This is a genomic window from Aeromonas encheleia (genome assembly GCF_900637545.1).
GTDB lineage: Bacteria > Pseudomonadota > Gammaproteobacteria > Enterobacterales > Aeromonadaceae > Aeromonas > Aeromonas encheleia.
Genome location: NZ_LR134376.1, coordinates 2,918,932 through 2,937,878 on the forward strand (window position 1 = coordinate 2,918,932; position 18,947 = coordinate 2,937,878).

The following is an 18,947-nucleotide window of genomic DNA, read 5'->3' on the forward strand; positions in this document are numbered from 1 at the left end:
CGGATTATTACCCAGGCCAAAGCCTGTCCCCCCTCCGGCAGATACCCGACACCTGACGCCACCGGCTCAAAACTGAGCCATCTGGGTGAAGAGAAGGGAGCGACGGCTTATTGCCTCGGCCGCCACCAGGCGCCCCCACGCCGATACCAGGGCCCCTGCTCACGCTCGGCCCGGATCTCGAGCCCGGCGTCGCCCGCCTCGATCAAAATGGCCCCGTCCTGGCCGGTCACCCACTGCCTGGCGCGCGCATATCGCGCCACCACCTCGGGGCGGGGAAACTGCCACTGGTTCAGATAGCCCGCGCTGTGGACGACCAGATCCGGCTGCACCGCCGCCACGAAGCCCGGGGTCGAGGAGGTGCGGCTGCCATGGTGTGGGCTCACCAACAGGGTGCTGGCGAGCCCCTCCCCCTCCAGCGCCAACAAACGGCGCTCCGCCTCCTTCTCTATATCGGCGGCGAGCAAGATGCTGTGCTGGCCGTCACTTATCTGCAGCACGCAGCCGTCGTTGTTGTGGCCGGCCCCCGGCCGCTCGGGCCAGAGCACCCTGAACGCCAGCCCCTGCCAGCGCCACTGCTGACCGCGCCGGCAGAGCTCGGTTGACCGATCGAACTGGAACGAGGAGAGCTCGCGGCGTACCGGCAGGGCCTGCAGTATGGCCCGTCGGTTGCCCGCATGGTCCCTGTCCTTGTGGCTGATGATGAGCGCATCCAGCACCCGCACCCCGAGCCGATCGAGCTGCGGCAAGATGACCGCATCGGCCATGTTGTAGCCGCCGGGATAGCGATCACCAGTGTCATAGAGAATGCCCCGCTCCCCGCGGGTGATGAGCACGGACAGGCCCTGCCCCACGTCCAGCACCCGCAGTTGCCAGGGGGTGGGGGCGGGCCAGGCCGCCAGCAGCAGGGCCGCCCCCACCGGGAGCAGCAAGGCGCGGCCACCCGGCCACTGCCAGCCCCCCCACAGCAGGAGCAACAGAACGCTGGCGGGCATCAACCAGCCGGGCACCGGCCACCAGAGCTGCAGATGGTCGGCCAGCAGGCCGAGCCCCCACAGCACCCCCTCCAGCCCCAGATTGGCCAGCCAGAACAGGCCGTGGGCCAGCGTGGTGGAGAGCGGCGCCAGCAGCACGCCGATCAGGGCGAGCGGGATGATCCCGACGCAGAACAGCGGTAGCGCCAGCAGATTGAGCAGCAGGGCCAGCGGCGCCATGCCCTCGAACAGCAGCAACTGCAGGGGCAGCAGGCCGAGCAGCAGCAGGCTCTGCAGGCGCACCAGGCCGGGGCGATCATCCAGCAGGCTGGCCAGCAGCAACAGCGCCACCGCCAGGAAGGAGAGCCAGAATCCGGCCGAATAGAGGGCGAGCGGATCCCACAGCGCGATCACCACGAAGGCCCACAACCAGATGCGATGAGGGGGCCAGTCCCGCTTCAACCAGCGCAGCAGGCTCCACACCCCCACCATGATGAGCGCCCGCTCGGTCGCCACCGCGAATCCCGCCAGGGCGCTGTAAGTGGCGGCGAACAGCAGGGAGACAATAATGGCACCGCGCAACCCGAGCAGGCGGCCCAGCCACCAGCCGAGTACGGCCACCAGGGCGATATGCTGGCCCGAGATGGCGATGATGTGGGTCAGGCCGCTGCCGCGAAACAGTGTCCACTGCTCATCCGTGATACCGCTCTGTTCGCCAAAGCTGAGTGCCGCCAGCAAGGGGGCCTGACTCAGGCCCCGCCAGCCGGCGTCGGCCTCGGCCAACCAGCGCTCGCGCCAGCCCGGAGCCACGGCCTCTATCGCAATGATCCTGCGCAGATTGCCGGTCGCCGTGATCCCCTTGCCGAGCAGCAGTCGCCGCCCGTCCAGCCCCGCCTCGTTGGCGAGCCCGTGGGCGGGCTTGAGGGAGCTCACCAGGGTGATGAGGCTGCCGGCCGTCATGGGCGGCAGCGCCTGGTAGGCGTTGAGGCGAACGAGGGGTTCCGGGCTGAGGGGCCTGTCGTCCAGGGTCGAGACCCGCAGCAGCAGGCGGACAAATTTATCACCCTGAGACTCCGTACTTTGCACCCGTGCGGTTATGATGTGGCTGGTCTGCACCTCCAGCCGCTCCAGCCAGGCCAACCGATACTGCAAGTTGCACTGCATCCAGAGCATGCCAAGCAATAGAAACAGCAGCCGCCAATGACGGCCATAGGCGAGCGGGATGGCGAGGGCCAGCAGCACGCCTCCCCATACCATCGAGGGTAACCAGGGCCAGAGCAGTGAGGAGCTTGCCCCCAGGGCAAACGACAACAGACGCAGATCCATGGAGCAAGTATTTAGCAAGGTTTCAATCATGCCCAAACGACTCATAAAACGCTGGCTGCCCGACCAGGAGAAGCTCAAGGAACACAAGCACTTGCGGCTGTTCGGCAAGTTGCTGCTCGATGCCAACCTCTGGCATCTCAATCGACGCTCCGCCGCGGGCGCCTTCGCGGTCGGCCTGTTCATGGCCTGGATCCCCCTCCCCTGCCAGATGCTGCTGGCGGCGGGGGGCGCCATCGCCTGCCGGGTCAACCTGCCACTCTCGGTGGCGCTGGTCTGGCTCTCCAACCCCTTCACCATGCCGCCGCTGTTTTACGGCGCCTATCTGGTCGGCTGCCAGTTGCTGGGCCAGCCCTCCCAGCACATCGACATCGAGTTCACCTGGCCGTGGCTGGTCTCGGTGTTTGAGACCCTGGCCCCGCCCCTGCTGCTGGGCTCCCTGGTGCTCGCCGTCCTGAGTTCGCTGATTGGCTACGCCTTCATCCGCACCTTCTGGCGCATCAACACGGTGCGGCAATGGCAGCGGCGCAAGGTGGCCCGGGCATGCTGAGTGGCTGGCTCGCCCGCCTCAAGCTGAACCCGGAGAGCCTGCGCCGGCAGAAGTGGTTTGCCCTGTTCGGGGAGCGGCTGTTTGCTCCGGCCCTGTGGCAGAGTGGCCGGCGGGCGCTGGGTGGCGCCATGGCGGCCGGGATCTTCGCCTGCTGGATCCCGGTGCCCATGCACTCGCTCATCGCGGTTGCCCTGGTGGTCGCCTTTGGCTTCAACCTGCCGCTGGCCCTGCTCGCCGTCTGGTTCAACAACCCGCTGACCCTGCCCTTCATGTATCTGTGGGCCTATCGCACCGGCTGCCTGGTACTACAGCAGACACCTGAGCCCTTCCATCTCAACTGGTCCCTGCACTGGCTGGAGCACGAGGCGGCCACCCTGATGCCCCCCTTCCTGCTCGGCAGCCTGCTGCTGGCGGTGCTGACCGCCCTCGCCGGCGGCCTGCTCACCCTGCTGCTGCTCACCCTGGCCCGACGCGGCAAGCGCCCCCGCTAAGCCATTGACTCGGCACGGGATGACGAGACGCTGACACAAGCCTGACTGCCCCCTCGCCTTGCCATCAACTGGCTCTGACACCACACTCCTATCAGCCTGATTTCTCTTTGCACGACAAACCGAGATAAGGAGTCCCCCATGGCCGAACCACTGACCCTCGCCTATGCCAATGGCCGTCCCATCTGCCTGCTACCGGCCCTGGCCAATCGCCACGGTCTCATCACCGGTGCCACCGGGACCGGCAAGACGGTGACCCTGCAGGTGATGGCGGAGGGATTCTCCCGGTTGGGGGTGCCCGTGTTCCTGGCGGATGTGAAGGGGGATCTCGCCGGTCTGGGGGCCGCAGGCACCCCGTCCACCAAACTGGATGCCCGCCTGGCCCAACTCGGCATCCCGGCCCCCGCCTTCGCCCCCAGCCCGGTGCTGTGCTGGGATCTGTTCGCCGAGCAGGGTCACCCGGTGCGGGCCACCGTCTCCGATATGGGGCCCCTGCTGCTGGCCCGCCTGCTCGGCCTCAATGACACCCAGAGCGGCGTGCTGGAGCTGGTGTTCAGGGTGGCGGACGACGAGGGCCTGCTGCTGCTCGATCTGAAAGACTTGCGCGCCATGGTGCAGTTCGTTGGGGAGAACGCCAAGTTCCTCACCACCCGCTACGGCAACGTCTCCACCGCCTCAGTGGGCGCCATACTGCGCAATCTGCTCACCCTGGAGAGTGCCGGGGGCGATCACTTCTTCGGCGAACCCATGCTGGATATTCAGGATCTGCTGCAGACAGACGCCGCCGGTCACGGCCATCTCAATGTGCTGGCGGCGGCCAGGCTGACCCAGTCCAGCCGGCTCTATGCCTGCTTCCTGCTCTGGCTGCTGTCCGAGCTGTTCGAACAACTGCCCGAGGTGGGCGATCCGGACAAACCCGTGCTGGTGTTCTTCTTCGATGAGGCGCACCTGCTGTTCAACGACGCCCCCAAGGCGCTGCTGGAGAAGATCGAGCTGGTGGTGCGGCTCATCCGCTCCAAGGGGGTCGGCGTCTACTTCGTGACCCAGAGTCCGGCCGATATCCCGGACAGCGTGCTGGGGCAGCTTGGCAACCGGGTGCAGCATGCCCTGCGCGCCTTCACCCCGAGCGATCAGAAGGCGGTGCGGATCGCCGCCAACACCCTGCGGGCCAACCCGGCGTTCGATGCGGCCGGGATCATCACCGAGCTCGGCGTGGGCGAGGCCCTGGTCTCCCTGCTCGATGAGAAGGGGCGTCCCAGCGTGGTGGAGCGCGCCTTCATTGCGCCCCCCGCCAGCCGCATAGGCCCGCTCAATGAGGCCGAGCGCCAGGCCCTGATCCGGGGCTCCCTGCTCTACGGCCGCTATGAGGCCAGGGAGGATCGCGACTCCGCCTTCGAGCGCCTCAACGGTCAGGTGGAAACCAAAGACCAGAGCGCGGCGCGGGAGAAGCCGACGCTGGCCCCGGCCCAGGCCGACGCCCCCGCCGAGGGGGGACTGCTCGATGCCCTGAGCGACATGCTGTTTGGCCGCACCGGCCCTCGCGGTGGCCAGCACGATGGGGTGGTGCAGACCGCCGCCAAGAGCGTGGCCCGCACCCTGGGCAACGAGGTCGGCCGTCAGCTGGTGCGCGGCGTGCTGGGCTCCCTGCTGGGGGGCAGCAAGCGCCGCCGCTAAGTCAACTCAGCCGATTCAAGATGAAAAAAGCCCGCCGGATATGGCGGGCTTTTTATGGGACGGAACGCGTGTTCAGCGCCGCACAGATGCTTGCTGTATCAGAGCACCTTGGCGATGGCGTCACAGAGCGGATCTATATCGACACGGGGGATCCCGACCGCACTGCGATGGTCCGTTGCTTACAGCACCTTGGCGATGGCATCACACAGCGGATCTATGTTGGCGCGGGTGATCCCGGCCACGCTGATCCGGCCGGAGCCGACGATGTAGATGGCAAACTCGCTCTTGAGGCGCTCGACCTGATCCTTGGAGAGGCCGGAGAAGGAGAACATGCCGTTCTGCTCGCGGATGAAGCCGAAGTCCTGGCTCACCCCGAGGGCCGCCAGCTTCTCGACCAGCAGCTCGCGCATCTCGCGGATCCGCACCCGCATGGCGGTCACCTCTTCCACCCACTCGGCATAGAGCGCCGGATCGCTGACGATGGCGGTCACCACGGCGGCGCCGTGCGACGGCGGGTTGGAGTAGTTGGCACGGATGACGGTCTTCACCTGGGTGAAGGCCACATCGGCCACAGCCTTGCTCGCGCTGACCAGGGTGAAGGCCCCGACCCGCTCGTTGTAGAGGCCGAAGTTCTTGGAGAAGGAGCTCGCCACCAGCAGCTCGTCGTGACACTCGGCGAAGATGCGCAGACCCTCGGCATCTTCCTCTATGCCGCGGGCAAAGCCCTGATAGGCAAAGTCAAACAGCGGCAGCCAGCCGGCGGCCGCGCTCTGCTTGGCCAGGGCACGCCACTGCTCGGTGGTGGGGTCAATGCCGGTCGGGTTGTGGCAGCAGCCGTGCAGCAGCACCAGCTCGCCGGGTTGCACCTCGGCAAGGGAGGCCTGCATGGCGGCAAAATCGAGCCCCTTGGTCACCGCATCGTAGTACTTGTACCACTTCACGGTCAGTCCAGCCGCCTGGAACACGCTGACGTGGTTGGCCCAGGTGGGATCCGAAATCCAGATGGTGTTGACCAGGCCGTTGCGCACCACGAACTCGGCGGCGATGCGCAGAGCACCGGTGCCACCCGGCGCCTGCGCCGTCTTGGCACGGCCACTGGCCATCAGGGCCGAGTCCTGCCCGAACAGCAGTTGCTGCACGATGCGGGCATATTCGATGTTGCCCTCGATACCGAGATAATTCTTGGTCTTCTCATCGCTGAGCAGCTTCTGCTCGGCTTTCTTGACGCAGTGCAGAATGGGGGTGGCACCGGATTCATCCTTGTAGATCCCCACGCCCAGGTTGATCTTGTGGCTACGAGAGTCGGCACGGAAGGCTTCGGTCAGGCCCAGGATCGGATCCGCTGGGGCGGCAACAACCTTTTCAAACATGGTAGTCCCTGTATTCCATTGAATGTGTTGGGTGGCAGGCGCTTTTTTAAAACAGTGGCAAACAAAAAGCGGCACACAAAAGGTGGCGGACAGAAGCGCTCGTCTGGCAAGCGCTTCGTCAACTCTTTATACCATCGCGCTCAATGAGGGAAAACAGCTTTCTCAACGGCATCTGCGGCAATATCAGCCGATGGCATGCCACTCCGGCGCCAGCGCGCACACCTCGGCCGACAAGCCACCATTTGACTCAATCAAATCGCTACAAATCGCTAACAATGGTCGCGGGATCCGGCTCGGCTCCCAAGGACGGGAACCGGCCGGCGCGCTGGCATAGGCCGCCTTGATAGGCGCCAGCTCCCGTGGCAACCACCAGCTGGCCGGACGGCCGAGCCGCTGGGCCAGTACCTGGACCCGATCCACCCCGGCCGGATCGAGTGCGGTGAGATGGCTCCAGAGGATATGGGGTGGCAGGGCCGCGATCAGAGGTTGCAGGGCGCCAGGATCCTCGAGGGGAATCCAGACCAACAGCGCGTCCGGGGGCAAGGCCAACTCGGCAAAGGCGCCGACAGAATCTGTACTGATCAGCCGCAGGATATCCCCCTCCCCCCACAGGATCTTGCCAAGCCCCGCCAGGGTGCGGGCGGGCAGGGCCACCTCCCCCAGCGTCCGCAGCCAGGGAGCCGCATCCAGCAGGGTACCGTCGCTGAAAAACAGGCTGAAGGGCCGAGAGGAACGCAGCCGGAGCGGCTGATCGCCACACAAGCGGATGCCCTTGTCTTCGAAGTTGATCTGCTCGACCGGGCTGAAGCTCGCCTCCCCCTTGCGATAGAGCGCCGCCAGCACCCGCTCGTTGACCCGCTCACCCAGCTGCCAACCCTGGCCGTGCAGCCACTCCTCGGGCTCGGGCGGCGCGCTGGCCAGCTCGGCCAGCATCAATTCCCGGGTGAGATAGCGGCGGCCGGCCGGGGTCAGCTCATAGTGGTGGTTGCCGAGGACGAGCAGCAGCTGGTTGTCCTTGAGCATGCCGATGAGGGGTTGCCACTGGCGACCGCGGATCACCAGAGGGCTGTCGGTCAGCAGCTGGCGGGCCAACGCCCGCCACTCGGGGTGACTGAAATCGATCAAACGCATCCTTCCCTGTCGGCCGACCTTACTTCAACGAATTGAATAATCTAGCGATTTACGCCAAGAGCGCCAAGGGTAAATAAGAGACAACGTGAACTGGCGCAAGGGAGAATAGAGAAAAAGAGGGTTGCCAGGGCGGCTGACGAGAGGACAGATGGGAGGAACAGACAAAACAAAACGGCCAAGCAAGCTTGGCCGTTTATCCACTAACTCAGTACCAGGACTGGATTAGAAGTTGTATTGCAGGGCAACAGTGAACTCGTCGTCCAGGTCGTCGATACCCTGGATTTTGTATTCAGTGTAAGCCTTCAGCTTGGAAGTGAAGTTGTACTGCACGCCCAGCAGGGTTTCGTCAACCTTGTCAGCATAACCAGTGTTGGTGACGTTGTTCTTGGCTTCTTTGAAGTTGTAGCCGGCCAGGAAGGTCCAGGCGTCTACGTTGTAAGAAGCAGCCAGCTCGTAGCCACGGCCTTCACCCTTGTTACCATTGGCGTCATTCTTCAGGTCGCCTTCGGTGTAGACACCGGCGAAGTAGAAGCCGTTGATGGCATAGTGTGCGCCAACAGCCCACTCGGACTTCTCACCGCTGTCGCCAGTGACGGTGTTTTCCAAGTCGGAGTAAGCGTAACCGGCATTCAGGCCCAGACCGAAGTCGAAGTCATAACCGGCAGCAGCGGCGTAGCCGTATTTACGCTTGGTGTTGGGGAAGATAGTCACGTTGGTGTCGCTGCCAACGTCGGACACTGCAACAGCCTCATCGTCGTTGGTCTGGTAGGACAGCTTGCCCTTGAAACCACCGTAGGTGTTGGAGTAGATGATCTGGCCTTCTTGACGACCGTCGTAGTAGTTACCGTAATCGCCCCATTCGTTGAAGATATCGGTCGGCTCCAGCACGTCGTAGAACGCGGTGTCGGTTTGGCCGAAGATGATCTTGCCGTATTGAGTACCGTCGAAACCAACATAGACATGACGCGCTTGGAATTTACCATCGTTATCAGACTCAACGGTACCAATTACATTACCATTTGCATCTTTAACTTTCTTCGTGTCTTTATCGCTGTTTTCCGAAGCAACCTGCCACTCGGCTTTAGCAATACCAGACCAGGTGTTGTTCAGCGCAACTTTACCGGACCAGCCCAGACGGGAGGAACCGATCAGCTCGGCATCACCAGCGTTGCTGCCAGTAATATCGCTAGCATTGTCGCTGTCAGCGTAGTAGTTAGCCTGAACACGGCCGTAGATATCAAAAGAGGTACCGTCTTTGTCATAAACCACTGCGGCGTTAGCGGCAGATGCGAACAGAGCCGGGATAGCGATAGCCAGAATTGTCTTTTTCATAGTTGTTTCCAATGCCTACTGTAATTAAACACTAAGTCCTTGTTATTCCCTGTGTTAGCGATGTTCTTTGCATCACTATGCCGCCGAGACTATCACCGGGTTTTCCGATCCGCAACGAAAAAACTTGGAACTTTTTGAGAAAACCATAGTCACAGGGAAAAAATTGTGAGCTGAATCCCATATTGTTTGCCCTTTCAGGGAAAACGTTTACAGCGATACTCGCTGCCTGAAACGCCCTTTTTTGGTGGTTTATTGCACGCACAATCCACCCCATGACATAAGTGCGGATCCCGGCCCGTAACCCCTGCCTCGCCTTGCCTCGACCCAGGCCGCCTGTTGCGGGTATCCTGTCTTCTATCCCCTTCGACACGGTCACCGCTCATTCATGCTATCTACCCGCCTCAAAGCCGCCATTCGCAATACCTATCGACAGATTGCCGATGGCTTACCCGGTTTTGTGCCGCGCAAGGAGCAGAATTTTCTGGTGGCCGAGATCGCCAAAACCCTGACCGGCGAATATGACAGGGCCCGTCGTATCCTGGTGGCCGAGGCGGGCACCGGCATCGGCAAATCCCTCTCCTATGCCCAGGGCGCCATCCCGGTGGCGCGCCTCACCCAGAAGAAGCTGATCATCTCCACCGCCACCGTCGCCCTGCAAGAGCAGCTGATCCACAAGGATCTGCCGTTCTATCACCGCCACAGCGAGCTGCCGTTTCGCTTCATGCTGGTCAAGGGGCGTCAGCGTTACTGCTGCGAGCACCTGCTGGAGCAGGCCGCCCAGGGCGCGGAGATGGCCAACTTTGAATTCGATTTCGGCGCCCTGAGCAAACACAAGCCAACGGACGCCGACAAGGCGCGCTATCAGGCGCTGTGGCAGGCCTATACCGACGGCAAGTGGGACGGGGACAGAGACAACTGGGCGCAACCCATTCCGGACCTGTGCTGGGAGCGGATCGCCGCCGACCGCCACAGCTGCAACAAGGCGCTGAGCCACCACCAGCACTGCCCCTTCCATCGCGCCCGCAACGACATGGACGCCGCCGATGTGTTGGTGGTCAACCATGCCCTGCTGCTGTCGGATCTCACCATGGGGGGTGGCATCATCCTGCCGCCGCCGGACGAATGCATCTACGTGCTGGATGAGGCCCATCACCTGCCGACCATAGCGCGGGATCACGGCGCCGCCTCCGCCAGCGTGAAGGGCTCGCGCCGCTGGCTGGAGAAGCTGGCGCAGAGCGCGGGCAAGCTGGCCCGGGCTCTCAACAAGGAGAGCCTGCTCGATCCCCAGCTGAAGCTGCAGGATGCGCTGGCCTCCCTGCAACCCGATCTCAAGGCACTGGAGCAGTGGCTCGCCGGCAACGAGCAGCTGTTTGGCAGCGAGCAGCACCACAGATTTGCCGACGGCGTGCTGCCCGAGCCCCTGCCCATGCTGGCGGAGAACCTGAAGGAGGCGAGCAAGAAGGCGCTGCGGGCACTGGATCGGATGCAGGGCGCCATCGGCGAGGCGCTCAAGGACGGCGAGATCCGGCGCAAGGAGGCCGAGCCCCTGCTGGCGGAGAGCGGTTTTCACCTGCAGCGGCTGGAGAGCTTCTGCGCCCTGTGGGAGATGCTGGGGCGCCACGTGCCGACCGGCAAGACCCCGCTGGCCCGCTGGATGGCCAAGAGCGACGATGGCGACATCTGGCTGCATGCCTCCCCCATCGAGGTGGGCTACCTGCTGGAGGAGTGGCTCTGGTCCCGTTGCATCGGCGCCGTGCTGGTGTCGGCTACCCTCACCGCCCTCTCCTCCTTCAGCTATTTCCGCCATCAGGTGGGACTGAAGGAGCACGATGGCACCCGTTATCTGCGCCTGCGCTCCCCCTTCGATTACCACAAGGCGGAGCTCTACCTTCCCAAGATGGCCCATGAGCCCAGTGCCCCCGCCTTTACCCAGGAGCTGGTCGATACCCTGCCCCGCCTGCTGGCGGGCAAGGAGGCGAGTCTGGTGCTGTTCTCCTCCTACCGGCAGATGAACGAGGTGGCGCTGGGGCTGCGGGCAAAAGGGCTGTCGCTGCTGGTGCAGGGCGAGGCCTCCCGCAACGCCCTGCTCAGCCTGCACAAACAGAAATGCGACGGCGGCCAGGCCAGCATACTGTTCGGCACCGGCAGCTTCTCCGAGGGGCTGGACTTGCCCGGTCACTACCTCACCAATCTGGTGATCACCAAGCTGCCCTTCGCCGTGCCCAACTCCCCGGTGGAAGAGGCGACCGCCGAGTGGGTCGAGAAACGGGGCGGCAACCCCTTCCTGCAGCTGACGGTGCCAGAAGCATCCCGCAAACTCATTCAGGCCTGTGGTCGCCTGATCCGCAAGGAAGCCGATCGGGGCCGAGTGACCATTCTCGATCGGCGCCTGCTGACCAAGCGCTACGGCAAGGGCCTGCTCGATGCACTTCCCCCCTTCACCCGCCGCATCGAGTAACAGGCACCCTGACTTATTTGATAGACAAGTCAGTAGCCATCCCACCGGGAGCCCCATAAACGCCTATTGCTGCTGTGGGGCAAACCTGCAAAAATGAGCCCCTATTTTTCAGTGGGCAATCGCCTGACTGTTCAAGGAGATGAAATGAAACTGACTGTTCTGGTGCCGGCCCTGGCTGGTCTGTTGTGGGCAGGTAGCGCCCTGGCAAGTAGCCAACTGGAAATAAGCAATCCCTACGTGGTGCAGTTACTCGACGGCGTGACCATCAATCCCAAGCTGCTCGACAAGACCAGCAGCTTCCCTATCGGAGCCGGCAAGCACCAGCTGGTGGTGGCCTTCGAAGGCAACTACTCCAACCGTAACGACATCAAGCTGGTGACCGCCGAGCCGCTGGTGATCAACTTCACCGCCGCCGACAACCAGACCCTGATGCTGGATTACAAGAAGCCCCGTACCGAAGAAGAAGCCAAGCAGTTCGTGAAAGAGCAGAAGGTCGTACTCAAGGACAAGAGCAGCGGTCAGGCCCTGGCCAGCGAGCAGTTCGTCATGCCGACCGTCGGTGGCTTCCAGCTGACCCGCGACTACCAGCAAGAGCTGCTCAAGATGGGCAAGGCCTTCAACCAGCCAGCCGCCGTTGCCGTCTCCAGCGCCGCCGTGATGGCTGCCGCCAGCGCCCCGGTCGCAGCTGCACCGAGCAAGGCCCAGAGCAATCCGGAAGCCCTGACCCAGCTGCAAAACTGGTACAACAAGGCCGATGCGGAAACCCGCAAAGCCTTCCAGATCTGGGTGATCCAGCAGCAGTAATGGCGTCTTCATGCCAGCAAACAAGGGGAGCCTGGCTCCCCTTTTTCGTATCTTCCCCCGCCTGATCCCATGTCCCTTCGCATCTTTCATCACGCCACTTACTCCGCCCTGACGCTGCCCGAGCGCCACCGCTTTCCGCTGGCCAAGTATCAGGCGCTCTACCAGAGGCTTCTGGCATTAGGGTATCCGCTGGAGGAGGCCCTCCCCGCCAGCCATGAACAGCTGGTGCGGGTCCACGACGCCGACTATGTGCAGGCAGCCCTGGCCGGTCGGCTCGACAAGCAGGCCATCCGCCGGCTCGGTTTCCCCTGGTCGCCCCTGCTGATCGAGCGCACCCTGCACTCGGTCGGCGCCACCCTGGCGGCCAGCCGCCATGCCCTCACCCAGGGCTGTGGCCTGCAGGTGTCCGGCGGCTATCACCATGCCCACAGGGCGCATGGCAGCGGCTTCTGCCTGTTCAACGATCTGGTGATCGCGGCCCGGGCCTGCTTGGACGAGGGACGCTGCGAGCGGGTGCTGATCGTGGATCTCGACGTCCATCAGGGGGATGGCAGCGCGGCGCTGTGCGCCGGCAGCCGTGACATCATCACCCTCTCCCTGCACGGCGAGCACAATTTCCCCCGCGACAAACCGGCCTCCCACCTGGACTTCGCCCTGCCAAGCGGCATGCAGGACGATGCCTACCTCGACACCCTGGCCCAGGCGCTGTCACTGGCGCTGCGCCTGTACGGCCCGGATCTCATCCTCTATCAGGCCGGGGTCGATGTGCATCAGGCCGATGAGCTCGGCTATCTCGCCCTGAGCGATGCCGGGGTGCGCCAGCGGGACGCCATGGTATTCGACTGCGCGTGGCAGCAGGGCCTGCCCATCGCCGCCGTGCCGGGGGGCGGTTACCGGCGCGACTGGCCGCAGCTGATCCCGCTGCACCTGTCCCTGTTCGAAGAGGCGAAAAAACGCTACGGCTAGCACCCCTGCCCCGCTTGCCAGCTCCTGATAACAACAAGGCGGCCCCGGGGCCGCCTCTTCTTATACAGCGCACAACTGCGCCATGCCGAGCCTGTCACCAGAGACAGGACAGGCACGGCGTCATCCATGGCTCTCGACTCCTCTTTCCATCAGACACATACCATCAGGCATGTGCCACCGGCGTCGGATGTTCACCCATGGGACGCCGCAGCATCAGCAGATAGATAAACGACACGCTGGCTATCATGATAAACAGCAGGTTATCCGAGTAGTGCTGCATCAAGAGCGCGGTATAGGCCGGGCCGAGCAGGCTGCCGATGGTGTAGCTCAACAGCAGCGCCTGATTCATCGCCACCAGCTGATGCTGCTCGACCTTCTCGCAGGCCCAGGCCATGGCTACCGGGTAGAGCGTAAAGCCGGCGGCGCCAAGGATGAAGAGCGCCGGGCCCATCGCTACGGCACCGAGCATCGCCAAAGCGCCAAGGATAACCACCAGCACCTGCATCCGCAGTACCGGCAAGCGACCGAACCTGTCCGCCAGACGGCCTATCGGCCACTGCCCCAGGATGCCAGCACTCACCATCACCGCCATCCAGTAGCCAATACCGGCATCACTCACCCCCTGGTGGTTCAGGTAGAGTGGCATCAGGCCATAGAGCGACCCCAGTACTATGCCGGATATGATGCAGCCATTGACCCCAAGACGCGCCTGACGCAGGCGCAGCATCGGCCACACCCGGGTTGTCCCCTGCTGTTCGCTGTGCTCGTTGACAATGCGGGTGAACAGCAGCGGCAGGATCGCGGCCAATACCAGGCCAGTCACCCAGGGCAACACATCCATCAGACCGGTCGGCAGCGTGCTGACCAAGAGTTGCCCGAGCACTGTCCCCATGTAATAGACCATCATGTAGGCGGCGAGCAGGCGCCCCCGATTGCGCGCGTTGCCGCTGCACATCAGCGCACTCTCAACCACCACCCAGATCATGGCGCAGCCGACGCCTGCGATAAATCGCCAGGTGAGCCAGCTCCAGAAGCCAAGGGTGAGCCCTAACCCGACACAGCCTGCGGCAAAGAGGGCGGAGGCCAGGTAGTAGCTGCGGTTGAACCCGACGCGCTTGATCAGCGCTCCCGCCAGCAGGGTCCCCAGCAGGTTGCCGCTGAAATAGGAGGAGCCGACCATGCCCACCTGCCAGGTCGGCAGATTGTCATGGGCGAGCCAGAGCGGTACCAGGGTATTCAACACCGCGATGGCCAGGGTCAACAGCAGCAGGCCACAGAGCAATAACAGCACTGGCCGGGAGTATGTGGTCATGGATAAAACCGTGAGGAGAGTCAAAATGCGAGCGCATCATGCCACTGCCAAATCCATTGTCAATCGGCACTGAACGAGCGGCAGCCAGGTTTGGCTTCGCACAGGCGTTGCCTCATTGATCTGCCCCTGCAACGCCTGCTCAGCAGCAGGATTATCCCATTGATTAACTGGACCTTGGGCTAGCAGGGAAGGGATATGGTCGATTGAGGATCCTCATCCATCTTTTAGCGACGGTATGAAGGTGAAAACGTGCTGCTGGCGCTGCGCGAGGAGGTGAGACGGCAAAAAGCACAGGGTGACGGCGACCGGCGCGACTGGCCGTAGCTGATCGTTTGAGGAGACCCACAGGCACTTCGGCTGAGGCCATCCCTGAGCCTGGTCCCATCAATAAAAGAGGCGACCCTGGGGTCGCCTCTTTTATTTGCCTCGTCAGCATGGGCCTCCGGTCGTCCGATCAGGTTGTGCCAGTCGAACCCATGGACCCGTCTGAATGAAGGCTGGATGTTTACTTCTGACGCTTCTTGGCGTACTTGCGGCGGGCGCGCGCCTGGCGCTCCTCTTCCCGCTCGGCCTTCTCCTTGGCCTTCTCCTCAGCCTCTTCTGCTGCCGCAACTATCTCGGCGCTCACCATCTCCGGGGTCTCCAGCGAGATGCGACCGAGCAGGCCGGAGCGGAACTCGTTGACCAGGATCTCGGACGCCTTGTGCAGGTCGGCCAGGCCGCCTTTGCGCACGAAGGCGCGCTGACGGGCGATCATCTCCAGCAGCTCGATCTCGGTCTCCGGCAGATCCGCAATCTGGTAGCGCGCCTTGATGCGCTCCGGGTAGGCCTTGATGAAGTAATCGGCGGCGAACATGGCGATGTCGGCATAGTCGAACACCGTGTCCTTGATGGCCGCGGTGACCGCCAGCCGATAGCCGCAGGAGGGCGGGTTGAGCTTGGGCCAGAGGAAGCCCGGGGTGTCGGTCAGGATGACGTTGTTGTCGAGCTTGATCCGCTGCTGGGACTTGGTCACCCCCGCCTCGTTGCCGGTGCGGGCTATGGTGCGCCCCGCCAGGGTGTTGATCAGGGTGGACTTGCCCACGTTGGGGATGCCCATGATCATGGCCCGCACGCCGCGCAGGTCGAAGTTACGCTCCGGCAGCATCTCGTGGCACAGGGCCAGCAGGTTCTTGATCTTCTCCGGCTCCTGCTGGGTCAGAGGCAACGCCTTGATCCCCTTCTCTTTCTCCATGTGCGCCACCCACAGCTCGGTGATCGCCGGATCGGCGAGATCCGCCTTGTTCAGCACCTTGATCACCGGGGTATCGCCACGCAGCTCGGGCACCAGTGGGTTTTCGCTGGAGAAAGGGATGCGGGCATCGAGCATCTCGATGATGACATCGACCTGGGGCATGACCTCGGCAATCTCTTTGCGGGCCTTGTGCATGTGGCCGGGGAACCAGTTGATGGACATATCCGTTACTCTCTAAAAGGGGCTGCGGGCGCGCTGTGGCGGCTGGAGCGGACGTCGGGCGTCGCAAGGGGGCGCATTTTACCTGCTGGAGCCCCAATTTGACAGGCCATTCTAGCCCGTGGCACGGGAACCACCAAGCCGGCGGTCGGGTCGGGTCCGGGGTGTCGACCGCCATGTTGCCTACATAAATAAGTGATTGATACAACATCACATTTAAATCCTGCCTTCATCGGATTGTCATCCACATTCACTAAAAGTGTCATCTGATCCCTCTAGGCTTCGCTCAGGTTTTACAAGGAGCGAACCCCAATGAGAAAAATGGCAGGACTTGCATTGATGATCGGCGCCGCCCTGGCCGCCGGCTGCAACTCCACAAACGACAGCGACACCCCTGAACCCAGCGCCAAGAATGTGATCTTCTTCCTCGGCGATGGCATGGGCCTCAACACCCTGACCGCGGCCCGCATCTACGGCGTCGGGGAAGAGGGTAGTCTCACCATCGACACCCTGCCGGAGACGGCCTTCATCAAGACCTTCTCCCACGACTCCCAGGTCACCGACTCGGCCCCCTCCATGGCCGCCTACATGACCGGGGTCAAGAGCAACAACGGCGTCATCAGCATGGACAGTGATGCCACCCAGGAGAGCGACTGCAGCCAGAGCGCCGGCAAGCCGGTCACCACCCTGCTGGAGCTGGCCAAGGCCGACGGCCGCGGCACCGGCGTGGTCACCAGCACCCGGGTCACTCACGCCACCCCGGCCGCCACCTACGCCCACATCTGCAACCGGGATCTGGAGGCGGACATCGCCGCCCAGCTGGTGCCGGGCGGTGCCGGCTACAACGGCGCCCTGAAGGAGGGGCTGGACGTGGTGCTGGGGGGTGGCAGCAGCTTCTTCCTGCCGGCGGCCGACCTGGGCAAGCGGGAGGATGGCCGCAACCTCATCAACGAGATGCAGGCCAAGGGCTACCAGTTCGCCAGCAACCTGGATCAACTGAACCAGGCCGAGGCGGGCAAGCCGCTGCTGGGACTGTTTGGCTCCAGCCACATGAAATATGACCTGGACAGGCCGGCCAGCGAGCCGTCACTGGCCCAGATGACCCTGGCTGCCATCAAGCAGCTCAAGGACAAGGAGAAGGGCTACTTCCTGATGGTGGAAGGGGGCCGCATCGATCACGCCCTGCACGACACCAACGCCAAGCGCGCCCTGCAGGACACCCTCGCCTTCGACGACGCCATCAAGGCCGCCATCGACGAGGTGAAGAAAACCGACCCCGAGCTGAAGAACACCCTGATCGTGGTCACCGCCGACCATGACCACACGCTGGTGCTCAACGGTTATGCCAAGCGTACCGGCAAGACCACCGCCGACAACCCGGGCGTGCTCGGGCTGGTGAAGAACTACGAAACCGGCGAACCGAGCAAGGATGCCGACGGCATGCCCTACACCATCATCGGCTTCGGCAACGGCTACAACCGGGTGGATGGCTCGCGCAGCAGCGTGGCCGCGCTGGACGATGCCACTGTCTCGGCCGACGACTATCACCAGGAGGTGGTGGTCAAGGTGGGTGACATAGGCAACGAAACCCATGGCGGCACCGACGTCTTCCTCGGCGCCATCGGCCAGGGAGCGGACAGCTTCCACGGCTCTCTCGATAACACCGCCGTGTTCGGCAAGGTCAAAGCTGCGGCCAAGCTGTAAGGAGCATTCCATGAGAACAAGCATGACAACAACCATGAAAAAGACCCTGGTGTGCACCGCCCTGTTCGGTGCCCTGGGTGGCCTGTCCCAGGCCCAGGCCAGCGACGCCAAGAATGTGATCCTGTTTATCGGTGACGGCATGGGCCCCACAGTACTCACCGCTACCCGGCTGTTCAAGGTGGGGGAAGAGGGCAATCTGGAGATCATGAAGCTGCCCCGCAGCGCCCGCATCAAGACCTTCTCCAACGACGCCCAGACCACGGACTCGGCCCCCTCAATGGCGGCCTACACCACCGGCGTCAAGATGAACAACGAGGTGATCGCCATGAGCAGCGACACCCAGGCGGTCGCCCCGGCTAAGGACATCAACGGCAACAAGGGCATCAACAACTGCACCGGCGACAACGGCACCCCGGTGCCGACCATACTGGAGCTGGCCAAGGCGGCGGGTAAATCGGTCGGTGCCGTCACCACCACAGAGCTGACCCATGCCACCCCGGCCGCCACCTACTCCCACATCTGCCACCGGGACGCGGCCTACGCCATCGCCGAGCAGGCGGTACCGGGCGGTGCCGGCTTCAACACCGCGCTCGGGGACGGGGTCGACGTGCTGATGGGGGGCGGTGCCAATCACTGGACCCCCTACAGCGCCAGCAACAAGGGCGGCCGGGCCGATGGCCGGGATCTCACCGCCGAGCTGAGCGCCCAGGGCTATCAATACGTCACCACCCAGGGCGATCTGGCCAAGGTCAGCAGCGGCAAGGTGCTCGGCCTGTTCAGCGCCAAGTCCCACCTCGACTACGAGTTGGACCGCGTCGCCAAGGGGGCCGCCAATACCCAGCCGTCCCTGTCCGAGATGACCGCCAAGGCGATCGATCTGTTGAGCCAGAACAGCCAGGGCTACTTCCTGATGGTGGAGGGGGGTCGCATCGACCACGCCCTGCACGCCACCAACGCCAAGCGCTCCCTCACCGATGCGGTGGCGCTGGACGAGGCGGTCAAGACGGCGCTCGGCAAGGTGGACTTGAGCGATACCCTGATCGTGGTCACCGCCGATCACGACCACACCATGACCATCAACGGCTACTCCGCCAAGGGCAACAAGGTGCTGGATCTGGTCAAGAACGGCGACGGCACTACCCAGAACGACGTGGATGGCAAGCCGTTCACCACCCTGGTGTTCGGCAACGGTCCCAACCGCGCCGACGTGCGCCCCACCCTCACCAGCGATGAGGTGCAGGGAGACGACTACCTGCAGGAGACCGGCGTCAAGCTCGGCGCCGAGACCCACGGCGGCGGCGATGTGATGCTGTTTGCCGATGGTGCGGGCAGCGACCGCTTCAAGGGCACGCTCGACAATACCCGAGTGTTCGGCAAACTGCGGGAGGCGCTCGGCCTGTAAGTGGCAGGG

The 18,947-nt window shown here is 63.5% G+C and carries 14 protein-coding genes; 8 read left to right on the top strand and 6 right to left on the bottom strand.

Translation table 11 applies throughout. The features are described from left to right. Window positions 1-107 precede the first annotated feature (107 nt). Window positions 108-2,297: a DNA internalization-related competence protein ComEC/Rec2 gene (locus EL255_RS13535; RefSeq protein WP_042654584.1), complete on the bottom strand. Its 2,190-nt coding sequence runs from the start codon at window positions 2,295-2,297 to the stop codon at window positions 108-110. Window positions 2,298-2,325: 28 nt separating this feature from the next. Between EL255_RS13535 and EL255_RS13540 the strand changes: the two genes are divergently transcribed. From EL255_RS13540 to EL255_RS13550, 3 genes are all read left to right on the top strand, one after another. Next, the gene (locus EL255_RS13540) at window positions 2,326-2,844 is read left to right on the top strand and encodes a DUF2062 domain-containing protein (protein ID WP_042654583.1); all 519 of its coding nucleotides are present in this window, start codon (window positions 2,326-2,328) and stop codon (window positions 2,842-2,844) included. Beyond that, complete coding sequence (locus tag EL255_RS13545) at window positions 2,838-3,335, top strand: DUF2062 domain-containing protein (RefSeq protein ID WP_042654582.1); 498 nt, start codon at window positions 2,838-2,840, stop codon at window positions 3,333-3,335. The genes EL255_RS13540 and EL255_RS13545 overlap by 7 nt, the downstream gene beginning before the upstream one ends. Before the next feature lie 138 nt (window positions 3,336-3,473). After that, window positions 3,474-5,006, top strand: coding sequence for a helicase HerA-like domain-containing protein (locus EL255_RS13550; RefSeq protein ID WP_042654581.1), 1,533 nt, complete (start codon window positions 3,474-3,476; stop codon window positions 5,004-5,006). A gap of 179 nt (window positions 5,007-5,185) precedes the next feature. On the opposite strand, the gene EL255_RS13555 is transcribed toward EL255_RS13550, so the two are convergent. From EL255_RS13555 to EL255_RS13565, 3 genes are all read right to left on the bottom strand, one after another. Further along, on the bottom strand, window positions 5,186-6,376 hold the full coding sequence (locus EL255_RS13555) for an amino acid aminotransferase (protein ID WP_042654580.1): 1,191 nt from the start codon (window positions 6,374-6,376) through the stop codon (window positions 5,186-5,188). Between the two features lie 183 nt (window positions 6,377-6,559). After that, window positions 6,560-7,501, bottom strand: coding sequence for a hypothetical protein (locus EL255_RS13560; protein WP_042654579.1), 942 nt, complete (start codon window positions 7,499-7,501; stop codon window positions 6,560-6,562). Between the two features lie 228 nt (window positions 7,502-7,729). Further along, a complete protein-coding gene (locus EL255_RS13565) occupies window positions 7,730-8,839 on the bottom strand; it encodes a porin (protein ID WP_042654578.1) in 1,110 nt (369 codons plus the stop codon). Window positions 8,840-9,224: 385 nt separating this feature from the next. On the opposite strand from EL255_RS13565, the gene dinG reads away from it, so the two are divergent. The 3 genes from dinG to EL255_RS13580 all read left to right on the top strand — a co-directional run bounded on the left by dinG (window position 9,225) and on the right by EL255_RS13580 (window position 13,067). Further along, complete coding sequence (dinG, locus tag EL255_RS13570) at window positions 9,225-11,297, top strand: ATP-dependent DNA helicase DinG (RefSeq protein WP_042654577.1); 2,073 nt, start codon at window positions 9,225-9,227, stop codon at window positions 11,295-11,297. Between the two features lie 144 nt (window positions 11,298-11,441). Continuing rightward, window positions 11,442-12,101 (top strand): YccT family protein, encoded by a 660-nt coding sequence (locus tag EL255_RS13575; protein WP_042654576.1) that lies wholly within the window; start codon window positions 11,442-11,444, stop codon window positions 12,099-12,101. Window positions 12,102-12,170: 69 nt separating this feature from the next. After that, window positions 12,171-13,067 (top strand): histone deacetylase family protein, encoded by an 897-nt coding sequence (locus EL255_RS13580; protein ID WP_042654575.1) that lies wholly within the window; start codon window positions 12,171-12,173, stop codon window positions 13,065-13,067. A 163-nt stretch (window positions 13,068-13,230) separates the two neighbouring features. On the opposite strand, the gene EL255_RS13585 is transcribed toward EL255_RS13580, so the two are convergent. Next, a complete protein-coding gene (locus EL255_RS13585) occupies window positions 13,231-14,379 on the bottom strand; it encodes an MFS transporter (RefSeq protein WP_042654574.1) in 1,149 nt (382 codons plus the stop codon). A gap of 505 nt (window positions 14,380-14,884) precedes the next feature. Continuing rightward, window positions 14,885-15,835 (bottom strand): ribosome biogenesis GTPase YlqF, encoded by a 951-nt coding sequence (gene ylqF / locus EL255_RS13590; RefSeq protein WP_042654573.1) that lies wholly within the window; start codon window positions 15,833-15,835, stop codon window positions 14,885-14,887. 309 nt (window positions 15,836-16,144) lie between these two features. Between ylqF and EL255_RS13595 the strand changes: the two genes are divergently transcribed. Together EL255_RS13595 and EL255_RS13600 are read left to right on the top strand one after the other, a co-directional pair. Next, window positions 16,145-17,536: an alkaline phosphatase gene (locus tag EL255_RS13595; protein WP_042654572.1), complete on the top strand. Its 1,392-nt coding sequence runs from the start codon at window positions 16,145-16,147 to the stop codon at window positions 17,534-17,536. Between the two features lie 22 nt (window positions 17,537-17,558). Next, complete coding sequence (locus EL255_RS13600; protein WP_408608811.1) at window positions 17,559-18,938, top strand: alkaline phosphatase; 1,380 nt, start codon at window positions 17,559-17,561, stop codon at window positions 18,936-18,938. Window positions 18,939-18,947: the final 9 nt, after the last annotated feature.